This is a genomic window from Maribacter halichondriae (assembly GCF_027474825.1).
In the GTDB taxonomy this organism is placed as follows: Bacteria; Bacteroidota; Bacteroidia; order Flavobacteriales; family Flavobacteriaceae; genus Meishania; species Meishania halichondriae.
On record NZ_CP107030.1, the window covers coordinates 2,848,592 to 2,872,342 of the forward strand.

Sequence of the window (23,751 nt, forward strand, 5' to 3'; positions counted from 1 at the left end):
AATGGCTCGTATACGATTTAGATTGACATTTCGGAATATTATATTTTTCTTGGGGCTGGTTTTCTTTTTCAATAAAGGGCATGCCCAGAATGAACCGCAGTACACTCAATATATGTACAATATCGGCAGTTTTAACCCTGCCTATTCGAGCTCGGTTCTCAATCCTGAAATAGCCCTGATGTATCGCGCACAATGGCTCGATATAGAAGGTGCCCCACGAACATTGAGGTTAGGTACAAACGTTCCGTTCTTGAACCGAAAACACGGTATTGGATTTAACGTGGTAAGCGATCAACTGGGTCCGGTTTCCCAGACGTTTATCGATGCGTCTTATTCCTATCAGGTCCAGGTGACCGACGAAATAAATTTATCCTTCGGTATGGATGTGGGCGGGGCGTTGCTGAATTTAGATTATTCCAAGGGTACTTTTGAAGGGCCCGAACCACGTGGTGACGGTAGGGTGAACAAGTTCTATCCGACCATAGGTGCCGGTTTGTTCATGTACCAAGACGATTTATGGTATTTCGGGGTATCGGCACCGAATTTTTTAGGAGATGGCGTTTATAAAGATGAGGTCGCCGCTATTGTAGAAGGTAAGATGCAATTTAATTTTATCGGAGGATATGTTTTCGATGTATCTGAAAATCTTAAGTTCAAACCTGCATTCTTAATGAACTATATTCAAGGAGCGCCTTTGAATGCTAACATTTCAGCTAACTTTTTGATAAACAACGCATTTACGGCAGGAGCTTCTTACCGAGTAAGTAACGCGGTCAGCGCGTTGGCGGGATTCCAGATTTCCCCCTCCGTTTTTGTGGGTTATTCCTACGATTATAATACAAACCCATTAGGTCGGTTCAATAGTGGCTCACATGAGATGATCTTGAAATTCTATTTGGGCAAGGGTGGCGAAGGTAGCAAAAGCAGCAAACGGAATAATAAGGGCAAACCAAAACAAATTGATACTCCAAGGTTTTTCTAAAGCAGCAATCATGAGTAAACTAAGGATTTTTATTCTTTTAATAATTGTAGGGTTGGGGCAGTCGTTGGCACAAGAAACGAATTCAAAGGCCGATAACTATTTCTATGCCTATGCTTATAATGATGCTATTCGTGAATATCAAAATGAGATGCAAGAAGGCGTTCTTTCAAACACAAAACGGTTGAACTTGGCTGATGCCTATTTTCAGACCGGTAAATACAGTGAAGCATCAAAAATCTATTTGGATGTCAATAAAAATGACACCATTATAACAAGTCATCGATATAATAAAATGTTGCAAAGTTTGGCAAAAACGAAGCAGAACGATACGTTGTCATCGTTGCTTGCCTCGAACAGCAATATATTATCGAACGAGCTGGTGGAAAATGCCAATTTCAATAGTGAACTATTATCGACCAATGACGAAAATGTATCGAAATTCGATATCTTCAATATAAATGGAAATAGCCCCCAGGCCGATTTTTCACCTGCTTTTTTTAATGATAAACTACTTTTTAGCAGCAGTAGAGGGCATAAGGGCAAAGAGATTTATGGCCCTTCCGGCGAGGCTTACCTGGATATTTACCTGGCAAGGGTCGGTAGTGATGGTGATATTGTGAACCCGAGTTTATTCGATGTGATTCCCTCTTCGAGTTATCATAAGTCTACACCGTACTATGCAAAATCCCTGAACCGAATTTTCTATGTATTGTCGAATGCCGAAAATGATGAACTGCTTTATAATGAAAAAGACAAAAATTCTTTGGCCATAGGTATTGCAAGAAACTCGGTGGGTGCAGATAAATCGTTCCACTATCTACTAAAAGACCTGAACACTTCTTTCTACTATCCATTTTATGAAGAGGAGACCGAAAAACTCTATTTTGCCGCCAATTTTGATGATGGTTACGGCGGTACCGATATTTATTTTGTGTATACCAATAATGCACAGATTATGTCGGAACCTATCAATGCAGGGCCAAAAGTGAATTCTCCTGGCAATGAAATAGCTCCCTTTATATTTGATAATAGCCTCTATTTTTCTTCGGATGTGTTTTATGGTTTGGGAGGAATGGATATCTATAAGACAAGCATTCAACCTGATGATACCTATAGCATACCGATAAACTTGGGAAGAGGAATAAATTCGGAATATGATGAATTCGGGTTTGTCCTTAGAGAACAAGGGCCAGACGGGTACTTAGGTTATTTCGCATCGAACCGACCAGGCGGCAAAGGCAAAGATGATATTTATGGTTTTAGGGTCAATTCGCTACCTGGGTTAAAAACTTTGGTTTTAAAGGGCGTAGTGGCCAAACCTAGAACTGGGGTCGGTGTGTCCGACGTTGCCGTTCGTATTTTAGATGGCCAAGGCACTTTGATTAAAGAGACTTTATCCGATGTTAGTGGAAATTATCAGTTGGAAATTCCATGGCGTGATGAGGTTACGGTAGAGGCGTTCAAAGAAAATCATTCTAGGTACCTAAAAGCCTATACAAAAGAAGAACTGGAACGTGTCAACGGCTCCCCGATACAAATCGACATGTTGATTTTGGCGGATGTCATTACCGAGAAGGAAGGCAAACTGGCGTTGAAATTGAACGATTTTTTGTTCGAGAAAGATAAAAGTGAAGTAACGCCTGAGATTGCAATTGAGTTGGATAAGGTGGTCGATGCGCTGCAAAAATTTCCGGAAATGAAGGTTAGGATCGAATCTCACACCGATAGCCGAGGCAATAGGAATACGAATTTAAAACTTTCCCAGAATCAGGCCCAAGCGATAAAAACGTATATATTGGATAAGGGAGTACCTACTACAAGTATTGTCAAAACAGTAGGTTTCGGGGAAAGTCAGTTGACCAACAATTGTAAGGATGGCGTGTACTGTTTAGAATTTCTACATAATCAAAACTCCAGAACCCTTTTCATAGTCGATAATTTCGAAGAGTTGAATTAGAGAAAGATTTTTATGCTGATATCACACAGTTCTTACAATCTTTGATTTCCCAGTAGTAGGTTGCTCGATATTTGTGAAGCGTGGCAACGGGCATACCCAAAATGCGTTTTTTGATATAGGTTACCCTAGTGTACAAAATACCCATTTTTGGGGTATATCTTTTTTCGTTCTTTGTCTTCCTCTTGATATCGATCAACTTCATTCCTTTTCATTTTATCTTTTGCGATTGCAAAGGTTTGTAACATAACGCCCAATTACAAATTAGCATTGTTAATGAAATGCTAAAATCGAAAAAGGGCCGGAAATATAATGTTTCCGGCCCAAAATATTGGGGAACCTTTTGGGACGACCCCAAGGTTATTTGTTGAATGCCGGTAATTCTACCACATACGATTCTACCGATTTGCCGTCGTCGGCACCACTCCAATCTGAGCCGAACAATACCCTTTACCCGTGGGGCTTATGACTGCATGAGGCTCGCCCCAGTAGTCAAATTCATTTTCGTCGGCCCTGTGATGGCCGATGCGATAGACTTCTACATTGCCCTTCTCGACACGTGCCAAAACAAGTTCTTGGTCTAAGAGTTCTTGGCCATCTTCGTCAAATCCGATCATAGATGCCGCCACCCACCCGGGATTTTTATGTGCCACTGCCGATATATGGGTGCCGGTCTTCGGGTAGTCGTAGCCTTGTTCTTCGCTGATTACCGAAAAGCATTCGCCAGTGCTCAGGTCATGAGCGATGATGTTTCCGATACATCCGCCCTCAGGTCCTTCACCAAAGGCAACGGCGAAATGGGCATCCGTTCCATTGGCCAATCTGCCGAGGCAAGAATGTTCTACCTTCTTTTCATTGAGATTCGTTATTCTTGAACCATCGATACTATAAACACCCTGCCCGTGGTAAAAGCGTTCTCCACTTGGTGAGGGCATTGGTGCGGTATAGTTGATATCGTCGATATCGAATTGCGTAACTTCCCCAGTAGATATGCGATAATAGTATGCATTGGCATTGTCGCATCTAAAGCCAAGTATATCCGAATCCCAAGACATCATTTGCACATCGTTTCCTGAGCCAACGTTTCCCCCCAATCGGTCAGTTCTTTTAGGTTCGCCAAAATATCCTTAGTCTTGTTTCCTACGGAATATTTGATGAGATCTGCAGTAATTCTATCCACATAGAAGAAAACATCGGGATCATTAAAGTCCCAGAAAATCTGCTCGACATCATCAGGAAGCAAGTCGTCCAAATTTCTGACAAAGGCATAGTCCATACCGTTCAAAAGCTGGTGTACGCCGTTCGACTGGTCGTAGAGGATCATTAAGCTTTCATCGGCATTCCATGCTTGTATGGTACTATACATGGGTTTTATAACATTGCCGTCTCCCGCGTTGGTAATCCGTCTAATGGTGGTGCCGAACGATGGATCGGTAATGGCCTGTAGTAGATATGGGCCGGGCAATATCTTGCATGGGGTGGGGCTCAAGATCGTTCGCGACCAGTTCAAGACTTATATCCTCAGTGGGGGTGTCGACACTTGTGGTATCGGTTTGATCCGAACCCAGCTGCTCGTCCTGTTGGCCATTGGTATCGATAACATCGTTAATGTCTTCTCTTTTGCAATTCGTAAAAAAAACGAACATAAAACATAGTGCGGTGATTAGTGTTCTTTTCATTTCCGTAAAATTTAAGGGGTTTAAAGATGTACGCATAAAAGGGTAGCGTACATACGTGTGGTCTTCTTGTTTTAACAAAAAACTCGGTGAACTACCTTTTGGCTTAACAGTTTATTTGGAAAATAACTCTTTTCTCGGGTGCTAATCTGATATTTTCAAAAAGTGAATTTCGGGCGGGCCCGATTACAAAGGTCTAAAAGACGACCATCCAAAAATAAATCAATGAAAAGACAGAGAGAAATACAATGCCCATATAGGTAAGTATCTGTAGCCCTTTTTTAGGGCGGTGAGCTCTGGGCAAATCATCGCTCATTACATTTTTCAAGTTCATATACCCAATAATCGGGGCCACTACAAAAGATACGAAGGTCGCTAGTGCGACCAGTTGGCCCATATTGGCCGCGAAGGCGGCTACCACAACAAAATTGACCAAGGCCAAGACTATTACCCCGGTTGCGAAATAACCTCTCTTACCGGTCATTGTAACCTTCGGGTTTAACAAGTCGATAATATCCAATGCTACCCTTGTCACCGCATCATGTGCGGTCATACAGGTGCTGAACATGGTCGCAAATGCCGACACGGCAATAAAGATATAGGCCCAAGAACCAATATGGGTAGTAAATAGATTGACGACCTGATCTGCGAATGTTACCGCATTTCCGCTCAGTTCGGTGCCGGTGCCATACAGGGTGAACCAGCCAATTATTAAGAAGAAAATAGCTAACAAGGCTGTCATGAAATAACCGATATTGAATTCTTGAAGCGATTCGCGTAAAGATGGCTTTTGCTTTTGGGTCTTCCATTTCTCAATGCTCCAAAGGCTGACCCAGCTTGAGGCTTCAACGGTAGTGGGCATCCACCCCATCAATCCTATTAAAAAAAGGATTCCCATTTCGTTGAAAATAGGAGTAGGGGTGAAGCCTTCGACTTCCGCGACCTGCCCCCGAAACATCACAAGCGCAGTCGTTACGATCAGGGCAATGAATAATATCGCGACCACAAATTTGAGTGAAATCTCCAAAAACCGATACTTTCCTATGATCAATAAAGCACTTATAAAGGCAAAAAGTCCCAATGCCACCAAGCTTATCGAGATATCTGTTATTTTAAACAGGTTGATGAAAAGTCCTGCAGTCACGGTATACAAGGCGGCTAAAATGGTAAAGGTAGTTACCAGTGTGATTGCTGCATAGAACCATAGATAGCCCTTGCCGCGATTAAGGTATCCCTCGATAAGCGTTTTGTTGGTTACGTTAGTATAACGCACCCCGAACTCAAAGAAAGGATACTTAAAAACGTTCGCAAGAATTATCGGAATGACCATGATCCAACCGTATTGCGCCCCGGCTTTGGTAGAAAGTACCAAATGGGAAGTGCCTATGGCCATACTCGCGAAGAGGAGACCTGGCCCTAAATTCTTTAAAAATGTTTTGGTTTTTGACATGGTGTGTCGGTTATCCTTTCGAAAATAGGAAATTTTTCACTTGCTTTTTCTTGATTGGTTTATAGGTATTTTCAAAAAATCGGCGGGTAAATCGTAAAAGGGCTACCTAATTTCGATTTTATCCCCATAAAACTTAGGTTGCGTATTGAACGTGAGGTCGATAAACACTTTAACCCGGGCAAAATATTCTCGAAATTGAACTTTGAACCCCTGTTGTCCTGAAATATCCTTGGCATTAAATCCAATGGCTTTTAGACCTTTTTTTTCGGCGAGATAGATGGCACGTTCATTATGGAATTTTTGTGAAATTACGGTAACCTCTTCCAGTCCGAAGACTTCCTTCGCGCGAACCATAGAGTCCAAAGTCCGAAAACCGGCATAGTCCAAGAATATCTTGTCTTCGGGAATGCCGCCTTGGACCAAGTCTTTTTTGATGGTCGTCGGTTCATTATAATATACCGTGCCGTTATCACCGCTGACCAAAATAAAATTGACCTTATCGGCCTTGAAAAGGGCGACCGCTGCGTCAATGCGATAGGTATAATAGGGATTGGGCAGCCCGCCGATCAATTTTTTTGAGGTGCCTAGAACGAGTCCTACATTTTTTTGGAATCTGTTCAATATCGGAAAAGGTCTTTCCCTCTGCGGAAGAATCAATGGTATAATTGCAAAGAAGTATGATTAAAAGCGGTATCGCAATGAGCAAACCCAATATTTTTAGGTACTTCTTTTTCATTTGGCCTGACACACTTGAACAAAGGTAGTTAAAAGGCGGATAGTATTTCTAGCATCCTTTGAACAAAAGGAAAAGACCATGACCCTATCAAAATTCACTTTTACGCAGTTGGTTTTCAGATGGAATTTGTTCCGATTTTTATTGTAATTTATCCAATCAAAAATTATCCGCACACATAATTATCAGATAAGGGAACAACGTTGTGCAAATCTAAATATTTGTCTATCAAGCAATCGAAATCTCCTGAGGCATTCAATTTACCGTATAATGGAAAAAGTAACAACCAGATGAAAAGAACTAGTATACTATGCCTATTGTTTTTAGCTACCGCTCCGATAATGGCTCAATGGAAACCTGCAGGAAATAAAATTAAGACCGCTTGGGCCGAAAAAATAGATCCTGACAATGTGTTAGGCGAATATCCACGCCCAATTATGGAACGTGCAGAATGGAAAAACCTGAACGGACTTTGGGACTATGCCATACGTTCATATGGTGAAGTGTGGCCCGAAAAATTTGATGGAAAGATTTTGGTGCCGTTTGCAGCGGAATCAAGTCTATCGGGAGTAAAGAAAGAGGTCGGGGCCAAAAATGAGCTGTGGTACCGAACGACTTTTGAAATCCCTTCAGACTGGAACGGAAAAAACGTATTACTCCATTTTGGTGCGGTCGATTGGAAATCTGATATCTGGATCAACGATATCAAGGTAGGTTCGCATTCTGGCGGATATACGCCTTTCTCTTTTGATATCACTCCTTTTCTAACCGAAGGTTCGCAACAGCTAATGGTTCGGGTCTGGGACCCGACGAATGAAGGTCCACAGCCCAGGGGCAAACAAGTCAAAGAACCTAAGGGTATTTGGTACACTCCGGTTACAGGTATTTGGCAAACGGTCTGGTTGGAACCTGTGAATGAACGCCGAATAGAATCGTTGGGCATACTGTCCGATATTGACCATAATACTATTACCATTACCCCTGAGACAATCGGAACATTGTACGGAGATATTGTTGAGGTTGCCGTGATGGATGGAGCATCAATGATTGCAACAGCAAAGTCCGCAATTGGGCAGCCTTTGGAAATCACCTTGAACGCACCTAAGCTCTGGTCGCCCGAATCTCCTTTTTTATATGATATAGAAGTAAAATTAATGTCGAAAGGAAAAGTTTTGGATGAACTACAAAGCTATTTCGCCATGCGCAAGATCAGTATGAAACGTGATCAATTTGGAATTGTAAGGATGCAATTGAACAATAAGGATTATTTTCAATACGGCACCTTGGACCAAGGTTGGTGGCCCGACGGACTGTACACCGCGCCTACAGATGAAGCTTTGGCCTACGACATCGAAAAAACGAAAGAATACGGGTTTAACATGATACGCAAGCATGTAAAGGTCGAGCCGGCACGTTGGTATACCCATTGCGATCGCTTAGGAATTTTGATTTGGCAAGATATGCCCAACGGTGACGGGGGCAATGGTTGGCAAGCGAGAAAGTACCATGACGGTGCTGAATTCAAACGTTCCGGAGAATCGGAGCAAATCTATCGAAAGGAATGGAAGGCAATCATGGATTATCTGTATTCGAACCCGAGTATTGTGGTTTGGGTGCCTTTTAATGAAGCTTGGGGGCAGTTCAAAACAGAGGAAATGACCGAATGGACCAAAACCTATGACCCAAGTCGTTTGGTGAATTCCGCCAGTGGTGGCAACCATTTTCAAACGGGCGATATTTTGGACCTCCATAATTATCCCGAGCCCGAATTATACCTATATGACGCCAACCGAGTGAACGTTCTTGGCGAATACGGGGGTATCGGATTGCCGTTGGAAGGACATCTGTGGCGCGAGGGAGATAATTGGGGATACATCAAATTCAAGAATTCTAAAGAAACCACGACGGAGTATGTAAAATATGCCAGAATGCTGAAAAACATGGTGAAGGCTGGATTCTCAGGAGCAATCTATACCCAAACCACTGATGTCGAAGGTGAGGTAAACGGACTCATGACTTATGATCGTAAAGTTGATAAGTTGAATGTTGCCAAGGTTAGAAAGGCCAATCAAGAGGTGATCGATATGCTTAAAAATTAATATCGTTGATACCAATAATAAATTCCTCCGGAATGGACACTATCGCTGGAACGGATGCGGGGTTTTTGAACTTCTAATATTTATCCGGGATTCGCATTGCTTGAAGAACTAAAAATATATGTCGATGGTGGGCTAAGCCCCTTGGAAGCCTAGCAAGCATCTTTGGTAAACGGACCAAAATTCTTTGGACATCGGATAAATACGGATCTGTTGAGGCTGGTAACAAGGCCGATTTACTTCTTTCAAACTCCAATCCCTTGATAAACATAGAGGCAACCAGCGATATTTTTATATTGGTCAGACAAGGGCAGGCCTTCACAAAACAAGATTTAAATAGTTTTTTATCAGGTTTAGCGGAAATAAATTCGAGTGAGCAATAGAGCCGTTCTTTGCGCACTCGAATTATTGCTACCTGTACTTCGAAGGGTTTAGGTTATCAGTTCTTAGCACCCGTATTTTTCATCGGGCAAGTACTGATTCCGAAAGGTGCGTACAACGGACAAAAACTGATAAAGCTTGTCAAAAGAAATACGCCTGCCAGTACCAATAACACTATTCCCAAAGTTCCTGTAAGTGTTCCTGTAAAATACAATACTCCGACGATTGCGGCGATAATGAATCGAATGATTCGATCTGTATTACCCATGTTTTTTTTCATGTCAATATATTTTAGTTAGACAATTTTTGAAAGACCAGAACAATACCCGAGACCGCTACTATGCAGATCAGGCACACCCATAAAAATTGGAATACTTTCTTGCTCATGTTTTTCTTTTTATCAAAGGTAATTAGGTAATTTTAGCTGTGCTGTGACCGTAGTCACAGCTACAAAATTTCGATACCGTTGGCATGTTGTTTGACCAATCCTTCAATCTCCAGTTTCTTCATTACTCTACTTATGACTTCCCTTACCGTTCCCAATTCATTGGCTAGCTGTTGGTGCGAGATTTTAAGTGGATTCTCATTTCTAACGGAAATTTTTGTCTTCAAATGGTCGTACAATCTCTGGTCCATCTTATTGAAAAGTACATCGTGTATCGTATCTAGAAGTTCGCTGTAACGTTGTTTGTATTGTTGAAAGAAAAGCGTGTTGATGTCCGGAAATTGCTCAATCCATGTTGAAACTTTATCGACCGGTAATAATAAGGCTGTGGTATCTTCTTCGGTTTCGGCAAAAACCTGGCTAGGTTCATTTTTTATGCTGGCCGAAAAGGACATGATGCAACTTTCATCAGGACGTATGTAGTATAACAACAGTTCCCTATCATCATAACGCGTATATACTTTTATCAAGCCTTTTAATACAATGGGAATGACTTTTATAAATTGTCCCTCACGTAATATTTGGGTGTTCTTTGGAATTTCCTTTAAAATCGATTCCTCTTCTATCCGCGATATAAGCTCTGGGTTTAGATAGGAAAGTGATTTTGAAATATTCATAATGACATGAGGTTTTTACATAAGACACAATAAATATAGAAATTAAAACCGCCCCAATTTGCCTTGGGGCAGTTCATCAAAAACCTTTCTTTTTCATATAGGGAACTTTAAAGAAAGGCAAACACCAAAACAAAGAGAACCGGCAATCTTCTTGGGGGCCAACTCTGCCTCTGGCCAAGTCTAGTTCTTTTCAAAGGTCAATGTATCCGTCCCTCCATTTCCACCGCTAACATCAATTAGCATAATTTTGACATCGTTACGAGAAACAATTTCCCAATCATCGCTCAGTTCGTTAAAGCTTGCAGGCTCAGCAAAAAAGATGTTAAAGTCAATATCATCGCTGCTGTCATCATTGCTATCATCATCGCTGCTGTTACTACTATCATCGGTTATAGACCATGTGCCATTTATCGTGGTGGAGCCATTTTCGGCGATCAACTTGCCATCCGCATTAAACGAAAAACCGTAACCGTTAAAATCACTGGTTTCATCGCTTCCCGAGTCGATAAAACTTGTTATGCGCCATGCGCCGGTAGTTACAAGATTGGTAACCTGTTGAATTTCAATTTGGTTATCGACAGAGCCAGTATCGTCACCTTTCTCACAAGATAGAAACACAAATGCTACAAGTGCCATCGTTTTAATTAGACTATTGTTCTTCATGGAAATTATTTTAAAACCTGTTAGCATAAAATTTAAAAGCACTTTATGCTAACAGGTTTATGTGATTATTGCTTTTCAAAGGTCAACAAGTCAGTTCCACCATTTCCCCCACTCACATGTTTGAGTTCGATTTTAGAAGCGGTATGTGAAATGATATCCCAATCTTCAGTAAGTTCCGCAAAGTCTGCTGGGGAAGGGAAGAAGATATTAAAATCGATATCGCCTGAAGTGCTCCCAGAGGAAGAACCGCCTGAGAAATTACCTATGGTGCAATTATTCTTAAATCGTAAACGATCATCACCACCGATGCGCATATCAACTTTCGATTCGCCATTTTCCAATTCGATTTCATGAAGTGTCCAAGTGGCCTCCAAATCACTTATGTCAGTAATCGTCAACACCACCTGAATATTATTGCCGCTTCCTGATGCTGACCACGTTCCCGAATAATCATTATTATTCCATGATACGCTCATGGTGCCGTCTGCTGAGAAGTCAAAACTGTATCCGTTCAAATTATCTTCCAAGTCGTTGTCATTCAGCTCAAGCTTGTCAACATACCAGCCCGAACATGCAGTCAATACATCCGTCAACTGTGAAACGCTGCAATTGTTACAATCGTCATTAGAGTTGTCATCGTTTGAACTACTGCTAGAGCTATCATCGTTTGAACTACTGCTGCTTGAATCATCATTGGAGTTGCTGTCTATGGTAATCGACCAAGTACCTGTTTCTGTAGTACTTCCATAATCCGCCACCAAACTTCCGTCCGAATTGAATGAGAATCCATAGCCCGTGAAATCGCCGGTCTCATTTTTGCCCGAATCGATAAAATTGGTAATGACCCATGATCCATTAGAAACATTATTGGTAATCGTTTCAACATCTGCCTGAAGGTTCGCAAAATTGTTGCTGTCATCAGCATCTTTGGTACATGCGGTAAAGAGTACCACTACCAAAACTAATCCGTAAATTAAAATATTCTTTTTCATAGCAATTGATTTAAAGGTTATTGTATTATTGTTTAATAAGAATTAATGTATCCGTTCCCCCGTTACCACCGCTGACATCACGGACCTCTACTTGTGTGTCGGATACAGAAATTACATCCCAAGTATCATTAAATTCGTCTAATGGCGACGTATTCCCAAAATTCAAAAGGAGTTCACTATCTGAATTTTGTGGGCTCCAAATACCGTTAGTAATGCTACCGTTATCCGCAACTGCGGTACCATCACTATTAAAATTGAATGTGTAACCACTGTAATTACTAGTTTGGTCATCGGCATCTTCAGTATAAGAACCTACAACCCAGAGGCCGTCGGCCAAGATCGATGCTAGGGTTCCTGTGTTTCCAGAACTGTCCCCATCACCTCCATTACCACCGGTAGAACAATTACTCTCGAAGCGTAAACGGTCGTCGCCCAATCTAAGATCAAATTTGTTCTCTCCCCCGTTTTGTTCTATTTCATGAAGGTTCCAAGTGGCATTAAAATCACTTAAATTTGGAATATTTAAGGCAAAGGCAATGCTATTACCCGAACCGTTACTTTCCCATGTCCCTGAAAAGGAATTACTATTGTTCGCTGCCGTCAAGGTTCCATCAGCGGCGAAATTGAATTGATATCCTGCGTAATTATCCTCAAGGTCTTGATCGTTACGCTCGAGTTTATCGACCGTCCAATTTGTACAACTTGTCAGTAAATCGGCAAGTTGGTTCGTGCTGCAATTGTTGCAGTCGTCATCGTTGTAATCGAAGTCATCGTCCTCGTCGCAACTGTCCTTGGCATCGTTTATTATCTGTTCCAATGCTATTAGGTTGCCAACACTAACCTCGGAGCCATCAGCCAGTATGACATTTATCGGAAATGCAATATCCACAATATCATCACTTTTTAAATCATCGATAAAATCAAAAAGTTGCCAATCGTTTGTAATGGACAGGTTATCAAAAACCTCCGTCGTTTGGTTGAAAATAGATGCTGTTATAGGGTATTGAATATCCAAACATTCGATGTCATCATCCGCCACGTTCTCGCCATTACAACTGGCCGAAAGAGTATCGAATTCGGACTGGTCGGCGACATCAACTTCCGTAAAATCGCTTAATATGACGGTAATGGGAAATAAGATTTCCAGAATATCAATATCATCGTCTGATGCATCAAAAATCGCTTCTATATTGGTGTAATCATCTTCGTTATCTACAAGAACATCAGTGCCGTTTACCGTGACGATCACGGGCAATTGAACCGTAAAGCAATTCGATTTGTCAATTATATTATCAATAGAACCGTCGTTAAGGGCCGTTCTTTCAAGTAGATCCGCGACCATAGAATTAGCCAAATTTGGTTGTTCGATTGGTGGAAAATAATCAAATTCCTCTTGTCTACAGCTTAGGTTCAGTAAGACAAGCGATACTATGATAGTTATTAATTTATGGGACTTCTGCATGATAAAATATTATTTCGATTAATGGGATTTGCTACTAAAACAACCAACTTTTGAAAACTCCTGAAAAATTCTGAAAAAAATTATTTCTACATTTGGGCGAAACAAAATTCAGAGCCTTGTCAAAAGAACTACATGAAGATATTTGCCAACAACACATCTTTTCTGGCATTTATAACAAATACTCAAAAAACCTGCATGACTATCTATATTATAAGTACGGCGAACGCCTAAACCCGAATGATAAGGCTCAAGAAGCTTTTATCAAACTTTGGGAGCATTGCAAAGAGGTTACCTTGGGTAAGGCAAAGTCCTATTTGTATACAGTGGCCAATAATATGATGCTGAACGAGGTCAAGCACCAAAAAGTGGTCTTACGGTATCAAAAATTAAAACCGCAGGAACATAGCAACGAGACCCCCGAGTTTCTTATGGAAAAGGAGGAGTACTTTCAAAAATATCAAAAAGCCCTTGAAAAACTTACCGAAGAACAGCGGGTGGCCTTTATGCTGAACAAGGCGGAAGGCAAAAAACATGAGGAAATCGCGGAAATGTTAGGGGTTACGCGAAAGGTGGTCGAGTACCGTATTTATACGGCTTTTGGGATCCTCAAAAAAGAATTGGAAAATTTTAAGTTAAAATAATCAGGAAAAAAGCAACCTTGGTTGTTATAGGATAAGAAACCAAATCGATGGATAAGGAATACTTGATACAAAAATGGTTGACTGATGCCCTTTCTGAACAGGAAATGGAGGCCTTCAAACAACTTGACGATTACCCTGAACTTACAGGTATCATTGAGAATGCCTCGTATTTTAAAGCCTCGGGGTTTTCTACTGTGGATGATTTTGAAACCTTTAGCACACGACTTGAAAAAGATACCGCGCCTGTGAGAAAATTGAATTGGATAAAACCATTCCTAAGAATTGCAAGTGTATTTGTTATTGGTCTGGCGCTTTCCTATTTCTTTCTTTTTAATAGGGATGTAGAAATAAATACCCTAGCAGGCGAAAAAACTACTATAGAATTGCCGGATGCCTCTACCGTTGTGGTCAACGCGCTATCGAAAATAAGTTATTCCAAAAGCAATTGGGATGATAAACGGGAAGTTGAGCTACGAGGCGAGGCTTTTTTTAAGGTCGCCAAAGGTGCTAAATTCGATGTGGTTACCTCCGAAGGAACCGTCAGCGTGGTAGGTACCCAGTTCAATGTCAAACAACGGGGAAGCTATTTTGAAGTCGAGTGTTTTGAGGGTATTGTTAAAGTTACCTCCCCGAACGCCACGGAGCAAATTACCGCAGGAGATCGCTTCCGTTTTTCAAATGGAAAAGCTTCTCTTGAAAAGACCACCTATCAAAATCCCCAATGGACCAGGAACGTCAGTAGCTTTGAACGGGTTCCTTTGTCGGAGGTCATCTCGGAATTGGAGCGCCAGTACAATATAAAAGTCCAAATGGTAAACATAAGTACCGACCAACTTTTCACAGGTGGCTTTGTACACGATAGCTTGGAAAATGCATTGAAATCGATCAGCGAACCTTTGGATTTGGAATATCGAATAGAAAATGGGAATTCGGTTAGCATATACCCCTTAAACAAATGATGTGGCCTCATTAAGTCTTTTAAATAAGATCCAATGACCACCCGTTCAAAGATGAATTTTCCTTTTAAGACCCCTTATTATACTGTTCGCCTTGTTTTTTTTGCCCTAAAAAACATTACGCTTAACTTAACCTGGAAAGAACAAAACACGTTTAAACCATTAAAGCATCAGGCCAAGTCAGGCACTAAGTCAGTGAACCGTATCCTATCATACATAATCCTTCTTTTTCTACTCTGCAATTTTGTTACAGTTTCAGCGCAAGATGCTCCTTCCGCCAAACCTTTGATCGAGGTATTGAACGAGCTGCACATTCGATTTGGGTATCAGTTCAATTATGCCTCCGAAACCGTGGATGGTATTCAAGTGGTTCCGCCTTCGAAGGAGTTGTCCTTTGACGAATCCCTACATTTTATCCATGAACGAACGAGATTGATTTTTACAGTGCTGGATGATAAAATCGTTTCCGTCAAAAAACCAGAACCTCAATTGTGTGGATACCTTAAGGACAAGAATATACAAGAACCGATTGTAAACGCCACGGTCCAAAGCGGTAAAAATTCAACAATTACCGATGAAAACGGGTATTTTGAACTAAAACTAAAGACCCAAAACGTCATTATCAGTATACGGCACATCGGTTATAAAACGCTGGACAGAAGCTATCAATTTTTCAAGGAATATACCTGCGGCACGATCTACCTAGTGCCCGATGAATTGCAGTTGACCGAGGTCGTGCTATCCGATTTTTTGATAAGAGGAATTGACAAGCTAAATGACGGTTCTTTCAAGATAGATTTTGATCGGTTCAGTATATTGCCCGGGTTGATAGAAACCGATGTACTGCAATCCGTTCAGGCCTTTCCGGGCATTCAAAGTATCAACGAAACGGTATCCGACATCAATATCAGAGGCGGTACGAACGACCAGAACCTGATTCTTTGGGATGGGATAAAAATGTATCAATCGGGGCATTTTTTCGGACTCATCTCAATGTACAACCCCCAAATAACCCAAAAGGTCAGCCTACGGAAAAATGGAACGCCCGTTGGCTATACGGATGGTGTTTCAGGCACCATTGCTATGGAGACCGACAAAAAGATCAATTCAAAATTACAGGCGAATGTGGCCTTTAATTTTCTGGATGGCAATGCCTTTGTCGATGTTCCGTTGGGCAAAAAATCCTCGGTTCAAGTGGCTGCAAGAAAGGCCATCAGCAATTTTGTGGAATCCCCTACCTATACAGCCTATTTTGACCGAATTAAACAAGATACCGAGGTAGCATCGAATGCCAATACCGATCTTGAATTTGATTTTTACGACCATTCGTTACGTTGGCTGTACCAGCCTTCAGAGAAAGACGAAATTCAACTGAACTTTATCAATGCCAATAATGAATTGATCTTCAATGAAAATGCGACCGTTGGCGGGGTCGAAGAATCAAGAAGAAGTAGCGTGGCCCAAAATAGCATTGCGGGCGGACTGCAATACCATCGCTCTTGGACCGACCGGCTTAGAACTTCGTTCCATATCTATGAAACTGATTATACCCTAAACGCCTCCAATGCCAATATTCTGGACAACCAGAGGTTTACACAAAAAAATTCCGTTTCGGAAACCGGTGTAAAGTTGGAAAGTCAGTACCAACTTACTGATGAATGGCAGATAATGGTTGGCTATCAATACATTGACAGCAAGGTAACCAACTTGGACAGCATCGATAATCCCCGTTTTAAAAGACTAGAAGGAGAGGTGCTTCGAACACATGCAGGATTTACCCAATTAGGCTATGTTTCGAAAGATAAAATGACCACTTTGAATGCAGGAGTGCGATACAATTATCTTGACAAGTTAAAAAAACATCTGTTGGAACCACGTTTTAGTTTTAACCAACGCTTTCTAAATTCGTTCAATCTCGAAATTCTAGGGGAGTTCAAACATCAGAACACCTCACAGATCATTAATTTTCAAAACGACTTTTTAGGAATTGAAAAGCGCAGATGGCGGTTGTCGAACGATGTCGAGACACAAGTGGACGACGTAGAAAGTATTCCCGTGAATATTGGCAAACAGATATCTGCTGGGCTGAGTTTCAGCGACAAGGGATGGCTTGTAAATCTGGTCGGATATTATAAAGATGTTAACGGAATAACTGCTTCAAGCCAAGGTTTTCAGAACCAATACGAGTTCCGGACGGGCATTGGAGGCTATGACGCAATAGGTGTAGATTTATTGATTAGAAAACAATTCAAAAACCTGAATACCTGGTTAAGCTACTCGTATCTTTCGAGTGATTATACTTTTACCTTTGAGTCAGAGCCCCAAGCAGGTTTTGCAAATAATCCAGAACAAGCAAATTTTGCAAATAATCTGGAAGTTGTACATAGCGCCACCTTTGGAGCCACTTACACTACTCCTCATTTTTTGTTCTCTGCTGGTATGAACTGGCATTCGGGCAAACCCATTACTAGACCTGTTGAGGGCAACGAAATATTGGAAGATAACAGTGTTAATTATGGCCCTGCTAACAACGACAGACTTGATGATTATATGCGAGTAGACCTGTCCGCTATATATCAGTTTAAGATGAAAGGCACTAGCAAGGTAAATATAGGTGTGTCCGTTTGGAATCTATTGGACAAGGAAAATACCATCAATAATTTCTATAAGGTCAATGCACTTGGAACGGCGGAAGAAGTGGAACAAAATTCATTAGGGATTACGCCCAATGCAGTACTTCGTGTTTATTTATAGCGCTTCCCTTACCGTTAACACATTGGTTTTAAACTAAAAAATTCCCCTTTAAATCCCGTTTTTTCTTCTTCATATCTTTTTTATTTGCCGCTGTGTTCTCGGGCGATACATTTGGTCTATGCTATTTAAAAAAAACAAGGTTATAGTAGATAATGAATTAGGCCTACTTGAGGCAAAGATTTCTATATTCAAATCCTCTTTGGTTAAATGGAAAAAATCTATTCGTTTTTTAGGCAACAATGTTCATATTGAGCTTCAGGGAACGACAACCTATTTGAACGAAGATGAACGAATAATAATGATAGAAGCTCTCAAAAAAAGAGTTACTTGAAAAAGAGGTAGTTGAGGTAATCAGAGGATTTTGTTTGAAGTATAATTTGAAAGTAGATGATTGGGGAGATTACTTTGAATGTTCGCGTATCTATTGAAATAACGAAAACCTTTACATTTCGATCAAGAACAAATTGAATCAACTTATCTATGAAATAGAAATAAAAAAATTGGCAGGGTATAAGCTACTAGAAGACCTTCGATTCTAAAAGTCCAACCACTTTTTAAAATCGGCAGCTTTGTTCTTTGAGATGATTATGGCATTACTGGAAGCGGGGTTCAATATGATTTTTAGCTGGTTGTTACCATATCTTAAAATCTCATAAATACCCTTGGCAGAAATGATGTGTTGCCTATTGGCCCGAAAGAAAAATGCAGGATCTAGACTACTATAAAGTTCATCCAAACTAGAATTGCTTGAATGCCGTTGTCCATCAAGACAGGTTATCCTTGTAATTGAATTTTCGGTGCTAATGAATGCGATTTCATCAACGCGCACGGAAATCAACTTGTCCTTGGAATAGGTCAATAATCGATTTTTGATCCTTGTGCCATCTTCGCCTTCCTCCGGGTCATCACTATCGGCGTCCTCCACACTTTTTGAGACTTTATCCTTTAGACTATAAAGATCGGCATTGAGTTTGGAAAGATTGACCACCTCTTCGGCCAGTTTCTCATTTTTAAGCTCAAAAGTTTTTTCATAGTAGCTTCCCAAAAATCGAACAATCAGTAGGCATAACAATACAATTGCCGCACTACTAAGAAGATAAACAAGCAAAAAGTTGAATCGAAGTTGATCGATCTGTTTGTGTATTTTGTCAATATTCGCGTGAGCGGCGATGATCCAATCCGAATTTCTTACCGGATAAAGGTAAATAACTTCTGAATCCCGACTTTCGTTTGAAAAATCCCTAATGCCGCCTTTGGGCTGTTTGTTATTCAGAAGGTCATAAAAATCCTCCGAATTGATTTCGTTATCTATAGACCTCACATAAGATTCATTTGGGTTGGTTTTTTTTCCAATTTTCTGAGGGTCAGGGTGGCAGATTTCGACCCCTGACCAGTCGAACATACAAACGAATCCTGTTTCGATATCGGTGCCCTCAATGCTTTTTTGAATATTATTGATAACGGTTTCCCTATCCGTACCATTTTCCAATTGTGAAGCGACAAGCTCTGCAAATTCCCGGGCCTCACGCTTGCTCGATTCTATTTGTATCTCCAAAAATTGATTGGTGCTGACCTTGACCATATAGGCCATACTAAAGTAGCCGATAATAAAGACGATTATCGAAATCGCCAGTAGCGTAAACAGATATAAGTTGTCTTTTTTCAAAAGCGGTTCAATTCTTCAAGGCTAAAATTTCCCTTTTAAGTCAGATTTTTTCCCTTTCACATGATTTTAATTGATTTGAGAAAGGTAACGAAGTTAATTTACAAACATACATAATCCAAAATGCTAGAAAAATGAAAAATATATTTTTACTTCTGTTCGTATCGATCTTTGTGCTTCAGAGCTGTAGCAAAGATGATAGCCCTGCTCCTAAAACTCCAGAACCAATTGGTACCCCAGATCCAAATCCTACTCCGGATCCAGATCCTAATTCCGTAAAACTCGCCGATAACGCCGCCTTCGGTAAGATTTTGACCGATTCCAATGATATGACCCTTTATTTTTTCTCCTTGGACACCAAGGATACTTCTGAATGTACATCAACAGGATGTTTGGGTGCCTGGCCCATATTTTATGAGGAAACAATTACGGTCGATACCGGTTTGGATTTGGCTGATTTTGCAACCATCGATAGGGCGGATGGCGAAAAACAAACCACCTACAAAGGATGGCCTTTGTATTATTTCGCAAATGATGCAGCGGTTGGAGATGTTAACGGAGATGATGTGAACAATGTGTGGTACGTTGCCAAGCCTGATTATTCTTTAATGTATGTAAGTGCCCAATTGGTAGGGGCCGACGACGTAAACTACTTGGGAGACTATACCGAAGGCGATGGGCCGACTTCTTATATTGTGGATATAGAAGGAAACACGCTGTACGCGTTCGCACCTGATGAAAAAGATACGAATAACTACACAGAGCCCGATTTCTCGAACGATCCGGTCTGGCCCATTGCCGAAATCACTTTGGATAAGATACCAAGTATTCTCAATGCCTCAGACTTTGGAACAATTGATGTCTTCGGCAGAACACAACTGACCTATAAAGGTTGGCCCTTGTATTATTTTGGTGGCGATAGTGCTCGAGGCGACAATAAAGGGGTTAGCGTTCCCGCTCCAGGGGTTTGGCCCATAGTAAATGTGGATACCCCCATGGCACCGGAACCTGAACTCACGGTTAAACTAGCCGATGATGGCACCTTGGGTAAAATTTTGACAGATGCCGATGGAATGTCACTTTATTTCTTTTCTAGAGATACAAAGGACACTTCTGAATGTGTGGATGGATGCTTAAGTGCATGGCCTATCTTTTATCAAGAGAACCTTGTACTAGATGCAGGGTTGGAAGCTTCCGATTTTGCAACCATCGACCGTGCTGATGGTGAAAAACAAACCACTTATAAAGGATGGCCCTTGTATTACTATGCAGCTGATAGTGGTGCTGGAGATACGAGTGGCGATAATGTAGGTAGTGTATGGTTCATTGCCAAACCCGATTACTCGTTGATGTATGTTCGAACACAGCTGGTAGGTAATGATGGGGAGAATTATCTAAGTGATTACACAATTGGCGAAGGCCAAACATTCTATATTACCGATATTGACGGTAGAACGCTTTACGGGTTCCTCAATGATACCAAGGATACCAACAATTATACGCAGTCAGATTTCTCCAATAACGATTTTTGGCCAATTGCCGAAATCGATTTGGATAAAATACCCAGTATTCTTGATGCGGCCGATTTTGGCACAATTGATGTTTTTGGAAGAACCCAGCTAACCTACAAGGGGTGGCCAATGTACTATTTCGGACCTGATGAGGAAAGAGGCGACAACAAAGGCGTAAGTGTTCCTTCGCCGGGAGTCTGGCCCATTCTGAATATTGATACAGTACCCTTGTAAACAGGAGGTTTGAAATAGTTGTATTTTAGAACAACAAAGATAGTTTTATGATGAGACGAAGATCTATATATATGTTGGTTGCTGCTACGGCGCTTTCCTCTTGCGAGTACAATGTGGAAAATGAGGGTATGGTTATCGATGATTCATGTGAACCTACAATCTCGTATACTGCTACGATTCAACCGCTGATAGCGAACAACTGCATGCCCTGCCATAATGGAGATGGTAATATTCCCGATGCACCAGATCTTACGACATACGCGGCGGTTCAGAGCAGAGCTGAATTGGTAAAGGAAGTGACACAATCGCGACGTATGCCCAAAGACGGTACGCTGACCGATACTGAGATTGCCGCCATAAAATGTTGGGTTGATGGCGGTGCGTTGGATAATTAATGATTCGAAAAGTGGGAAACAGAACATTTAAAATATTCATTGGGTTTCTATTATTGGCCACTTTGGGGCTTGTTGTTTCGATATATCTCTACAACAAACCACATGTCGATGTCAAAGAATCTGAAGCTGCCTACGTGTTGACGGCACAAAACCTTATCGATGAATATCAGACGAACGAGATGGATACCAATAAGAAGTATTCAGAAACCGTCATTCAGGTAAAAGGAACCATTTTTGAAATCTCAACGCTAAAAGGCAATAGCGTGATTACGATAAGGGACGAGGGGCTAGAATCAAGTATCATTTGCCACATGCTTCCCGAAGAAAATAAAAGAACGTTACAATTTAAAAAGGGCGACGAAATCAATGTTAAAGGTATCTGTACAGGATATTTAATGGATGTCATAATGGTAAGATGTACCTTAGTTGATTAAGAATATGAAAAAGATTTATTTTTTAGTAATTGCGCTTCTGCTCTGTTCCAGTTCAAGTGCGCAGGATAAATTTCTGACAAAAGAAGGGTATGTTTCCTTTTTTCGCATTCCCTGGTCGAAGACATCAAGGCCGATAACAATCAGGTGTTGAGCGTTATCGATACGGTGACCGGAAAAATTGCGATACAAATGCTGATGCGATCCTTTATGTTCAAGAAAGCATTGATGCAAGAGCATTTCAATGAAAATTACGTAGAGTCGTATAAATACCCCAAAGCGACATTTTCTGGCAAAATATTGAATTTCGTCGAACTGAGCGAGGAGAATAACGTAACGGAAATTATTGGAACATTAACCGTGCATGGGGAAGAAAAGGAGATAAGTACCAAAGTGATCGTTGAAATCGCAGAGGATGGAATACTTTTAAAGGGGGTTTTTATGTGGATGTCGCCGACTTCAAGATCAAGATTCCCTCGATTGTCGCGAACAACATCGCCAAAACCATTAAGGTAACTTTTGAATTGGACCACAAACCATATAAATAAGAACATGAAGAAATACGTCTTACTGTCTACTTTTATCTTGATGATGCCATTATACGGGTTTTCTCAAGATTTGGAAGCTATTTTAGAGGAAGAGTCTTCAGATACCACCTTGGTGGCTGCAAGTACTTTCAACGGCACGAGATTATTAAATGGTCACTCGGTGGAAACCCGTAAAACAGGAATTTTGGAATTCTTGATTTCACACCGATTCGGAAGGGTAAACTCGGGATTTGACCAACTGTTCGGACTGGACGACTCGAACATTCGGTTCGGTTTTGAATATGCCTGGAACGATAGATTGACGTTGGCCGTTGGCAGAAGCTCGTTTGAAAAAACATTCGATGGATATGCAAAGTATCGCTTGCTGAATCAAAAGACCGGGGCCAATCCGTTTCCGTTCAGTCTTACACTTTTCGGAAGTGCTACCGCAAAGACAATCAAAGACTATTTACCCGAAAACAAACCTACTTTTAGCGAAAGACTGACCTATACAGGGCAGGCATTGATTGCAAGTAAGGTAAATCAGAATCTTTCCCTGCAATTAATGCCCACCTTTGTGCATTTTAATACAGTTCCGGAGTCAAATGACCCTCATGATATGGTAGCTTTAGGCTTTGGTACCCGTGTTAAAATAAGCAAGCGCGTTTCACTTAATGCGGAATATTATTACAACTTAAATCCGTTTGAATCGATCGATGTCAAGAATTCCATTGCCTTCGGGTTCGATATTGAAACAGGGGGGCATATTTTCCAAATAATTCTCGGAAACTCGGTTTCCATGATTGAAAAAGGATTTATCGCGGAGACCACAGGAGATTTTTTCAAAGGCGATATTCATTTCGGATTTAATATCTCCAGGGCATTTCAAATAAAAAAATCGAATTAAGATAGGTTTGTTAGTGTTTTAGACAGCCAGCTCTCTGGCTTAAAGAGAGAAATTGCTATGAAAGACGGAGGCTCTTCAATTTTTGGAGAGCTTTCGTTGTTTTGATGTGTTTGATTTTTATTTAAGGGGTTAGCCTTGACTATATACAGATTTATTCAAGCTCAAAATAAAAGGAGATTTTAAAATAAAAAGAATCAATTTTTAGTGGCTCACTTTCATCCGCTTTATTATCTTCAGTTTGATCCGCTCTGGGAGGTTCATTTAAATCCCTCCAAGGTGGT

General features: G+C 40.9%; 23 protein-coding genes. 11 read left to right on the forward strand and 12 right to left on the reverse strand.

Features of this window, described 5'->3' with window-relative positions; translation table 11 throughout:
* Position 1: 1 nt before the first annotated feature.
* Both N8A86_RS13135 and N8A86_RS13140 read left to right on the forward strand, forming a co-directional pair.
* Positions 2-982: a PorP/SprF family type IX secretion system membrane protein gene (locus N8A86_RS13135; protein WP_273565806.1), complete on the forward strand. Its 981-nt coding sequence runs from the start codon at positions 2-4 to the stop codon at positions 980-982.
* 10 nt (positions 983-992) lie between these two features.
* Entirely contained in the window at positions 993-2,939 is a 1,947-nt protein-coding gene (locus N8A86_RS13140; protein ID WP_273565807.1) for an OmpA family protein, read from the forward strand.
* Positions 2,940-2,949: 10 nt separating this feature from the next.
* Here N8A86_RS13140 and N8A86_RS13145 read toward each other — a convergent pair whose 3' ends face one another.
* The 6 genes from N8A86_RS13145 to N8A86_RS13170 all read right to left on the reverse strand — a co-directional run bounded on the left by N8A86_RS13145 (position 2,950) and on the right by N8A86_RS13170 (position 6,683).
* On the reverse strand, positions 2,950-3,141 hold the full coding sequence (locus N8A86_RS13145; protein ID WP_273565808.1) for a hypothetical protein: 192 nt from the start codon (positions 3,139-3,141) through the stop codon (positions 2,950-2,952).
* A gap of 193 nt (positions 3,142-3,334) precedes the next feature.
* The gene (locus N8A86_RS13150) at positions 3,335-4,030 is read right to left on the reverse strand and encodes a hypothetical protein (RefSeq protein ID WP_273565809.1); all 696 of its coding nucleotides are present in this window, start codon (positions 4,028-4,030) and stop codon (positions 3,335-3,337) included.
* Complete coding sequence (locus N8A86_RS13155) at positions 3,991-4,401, reverse strand: hypothetical protein (RefSeq protein ID WP_273565810.1); 411 nt, start codon at positions 4,399-4,401, stop codon at positions 3,991-3,993. The genes N8A86_RS13150 and N8A86_RS13155 overlap by 40 nt, the downstream gene beginning before the upstream one ends.
* The gene (locus N8A86_RS13160) at positions 4,343-4,615 is read right to left on the reverse strand and encodes a hypothetical protein (RefSeq protein ID WP_273565811.1); all 273 of its coding nucleotides are present in this window, start codon (positions 4,613-4,615) and stop codon (positions 4,343-4,345) included. Before N8A86_RS13160 ends, N8A86_RS13155 begins: the two co-directional genes overlap by 59 nt.
* Before the next feature lie 193 nt (positions 4,616-4,808).
* Positions 4,809-6,062: an NRAMP family divalent metal transporter gene (locus N8A86_RS13165; RefSeq protein ID WP_273565812.1), complete on the reverse strand. Its 1,254-nt coding sequence runs from the start codon at positions 6,060-6,062 to the stop codon at positions 4,809-4,811.
* A 102-nt stretch (positions 6,063-6,164) separates the two neighbouring features.
* Positions 6,165-6,683, reverse strand: coding sequence for a SanA/YdcF family protein (locus N8A86_RS13170; RefSeq protein WP_337251606.1), 519 nt, complete (start codon positions 6,681-6,683; stop codon positions 6,165-6,167).
* Positions 6,684-7,085: 402 nt separating this feature from the next.
* Between N8A86_RS13170 and N8A86_RS13175 the strand changes: the two genes are divergently transcribed.
* On the forward strand, positions 7,086-8,894 hold the full coding sequence (locus tag N8A86_RS13175) for a glycoside hydrolase family 2 protein (protein ID WP_273565813.1): 1,809 nt from the start codon (positions 7,086-7,088) through the stop codon (positions 8,892-8,894).
* A 436-nt stretch (positions 8,895-9,330) separates the two neighbouring features.
* On the opposite strand, the gene N8A86_RS13180 is transcribed toward N8A86_RS13175, so the two are convergent.
* From N8A86_RS13180 to N8A86_RS13200, 5 genes are all read right to left on the reverse strand, one after another.
* Positions 9,331-9,552, reverse strand: coding sequence for a YgaP family membrane protein (locus N8A86_RS13180; protein WP_273565814.1), 222 nt, complete (start codon positions 9,550-9,552; stop codon positions 9,331-9,333).
* 167 nt (positions 9,553-9,719) lie between these two features.
* The gene (locus N8A86_RS13185) at positions 9,720-10,334 is read right to left on the reverse strand and encodes a Crp/Fnr family transcriptional regulator (RefSeq protein ID WP_273565815.1); all 615 of its coding nucleotides are present in this window, start codon (positions 10,332-10,334) and stop codon (positions 9,720-9,722) included.
* A gap of 180 nt (positions 10,335-10,514) precedes the next feature.
* Positions 10,515-10,997: a hypothetical protein gene (locus N8A86_RS13190; RefSeq protein WP_273565816.1), complete on the reverse strand. Its 483-nt coding sequence runs from the start codon at positions 10,995-10,997 to the stop codon at positions 10,515-10,517.
* A 65-nt stretch (positions 10,998-11,062) separates the two neighbouring features.
* Positions 11,063-11,989, reverse strand: coding sequence for a hypothetical protein (locus N8A86_RS13195; RefSeq protein ID WP_273565817.1), 927 nt, complete (start codon positions 11,987-11,989; stop codon positions 11,063-11,065).
* A 25-nt stretch (positions 11,990-12,014) separates the two neighbouring features.
* A complete protein-coding gene (locus N8A86_RS13200) occupies positions 12,015-13,451 on the reverse strand; it encodes a hypothetical protein (RefSeq protein WP_273565818.1) in 1,437 nt (478 codons plus the stop codon).
* Positions 13,452-13,567: 116 nt separating this feature from the next.
* On the opposite strand from N8A86_RS13200, the gene N8A86_RS13205 reads away from it, so the two are divergent.
* Genes N8A86_RS13205 through N8A86_RS13215 form a run of 3 tightly spaced genes read left to right on the forward strand, consistent with a single transcriptional unit; the run spans position 13,568 to position 17,802 of the window.
* The gene (locus tag N8A86_RS13205) at positions 13,568-14,092 is read left to right on the forward strand and encodes an RNA polymerase sigma factor (protein WP_273565819.1); all 525 of its coding nucleotides are present in this window, start codon (positions 13,568-13,570) and stop codon (positions 14,090-14,092) included.
* A gap of 47 nt (positions 14,093-14,139) precedes the next feature.
* Entirely contained in the window at positions 14,140-15,051 is a 912-nt protein-coding gene (locus N8A86_RS13210) for a FecR family protein (protein ID WP_273565820.1), read from the forward strand.
* A 33-nt stretch (positions 15,052-15,084) separates the two neighbouring features.
* The gene (locus tag N8A86_RS13215; RefSeq protein WP_273565821.1) at positions 15,085-17,802 is read left to right on the forward strand and encodes a TonB-dependent receptor; all 2,718 of its coding nucleotides are present in this window, start codon (positions 15,085-15,087) and stop codon (positions 17,800-17,802) included.
* A 535-nt stretch (positions 17,803-18,337) separates the two neighbouring features.
* Here the strand turns inward: N8A86_RS13215 and N8A86_RS13220 are convergent.
* Positions 18,338-19,468: a LytTR family transcriptional regulator DNA-binding domain-containing protein gene (locus N8A86_RS13220; protein ID WP_273565822.1), complete on the reverse strand. Its 1,131-nt coding sequence runs from the start codon at positions 19,466-19,468 to the stop codon at positions 18,338-18,340.
* Between the two features lie 131 nt (positions 19,469-19,599).
* On the opposite strand from N8A86_RS13220, the gene N8A86_RS13225 reads away from it, so the two are divergent.
* The 5 genes from N8A86_RS13225 (at position 19,600) to N8A86_RS13245 (ending at position 23,470) form a co-directional block, all read left to right on the forward strand.
* The gene (locus N8A86_RS13225) at positions 19,600-21,210 is read left to right on the forward strand and encodes a hypothetical protein (RefSeq protein WP_273565823.1); all 1,611 of its coding nucleotides are present in this window, start codon (positions 19,600-19,602) and stop codon (positions 21,208-21,210) included.
* A gap of 47 nt (positions 21,211-21,257) precedes the next feature.
* Positions 21,258-21,605, forward strand: coding sequence for a c-type cytochrome (locus N8A86_RS13230; RefSeq protein WP_273565824.1), 348 nt, complete (start codon positions 21,258-21,260; stop codon positions 21,603-21,605).
* 11 nt (positions 21,606-21,616) lie between these two features.
* A complete protein-coding gene (locus N8A86_RS13235) occupies positions 21,617-22,039 on the forward strand; it encodes an OB-fold protein (protein ID WP_273565825.1) in 423 nt (140 codons plus the stop codon).
* 147 nt (positions 22,040-22,186) lie between these two features.
* Entirely contained in the window at positions 22,187-22,552 is a 366-nt protein-coding gene (locus N8A86_RS13240) for a YceI family protein (RefSeq protein ID WP_273565826.1), read from the forward strand.
* A 36-nt stretch (positions 22,553-22,588) separates the two neighbouring features.
* Positions 22,589-23,470: a DUF5777 family beta-barrel protein gene (locus N8A86_RS13245; protein ID WP_273565827.1), complete on the forward strand. Its 882-nt coding sequence runs from the start codon at positions 22,589-22,591 to the stop codon at positions 23,468-23,470.
* Positions 23,471-23,751 lie beyond the last annotated feature (281 nt).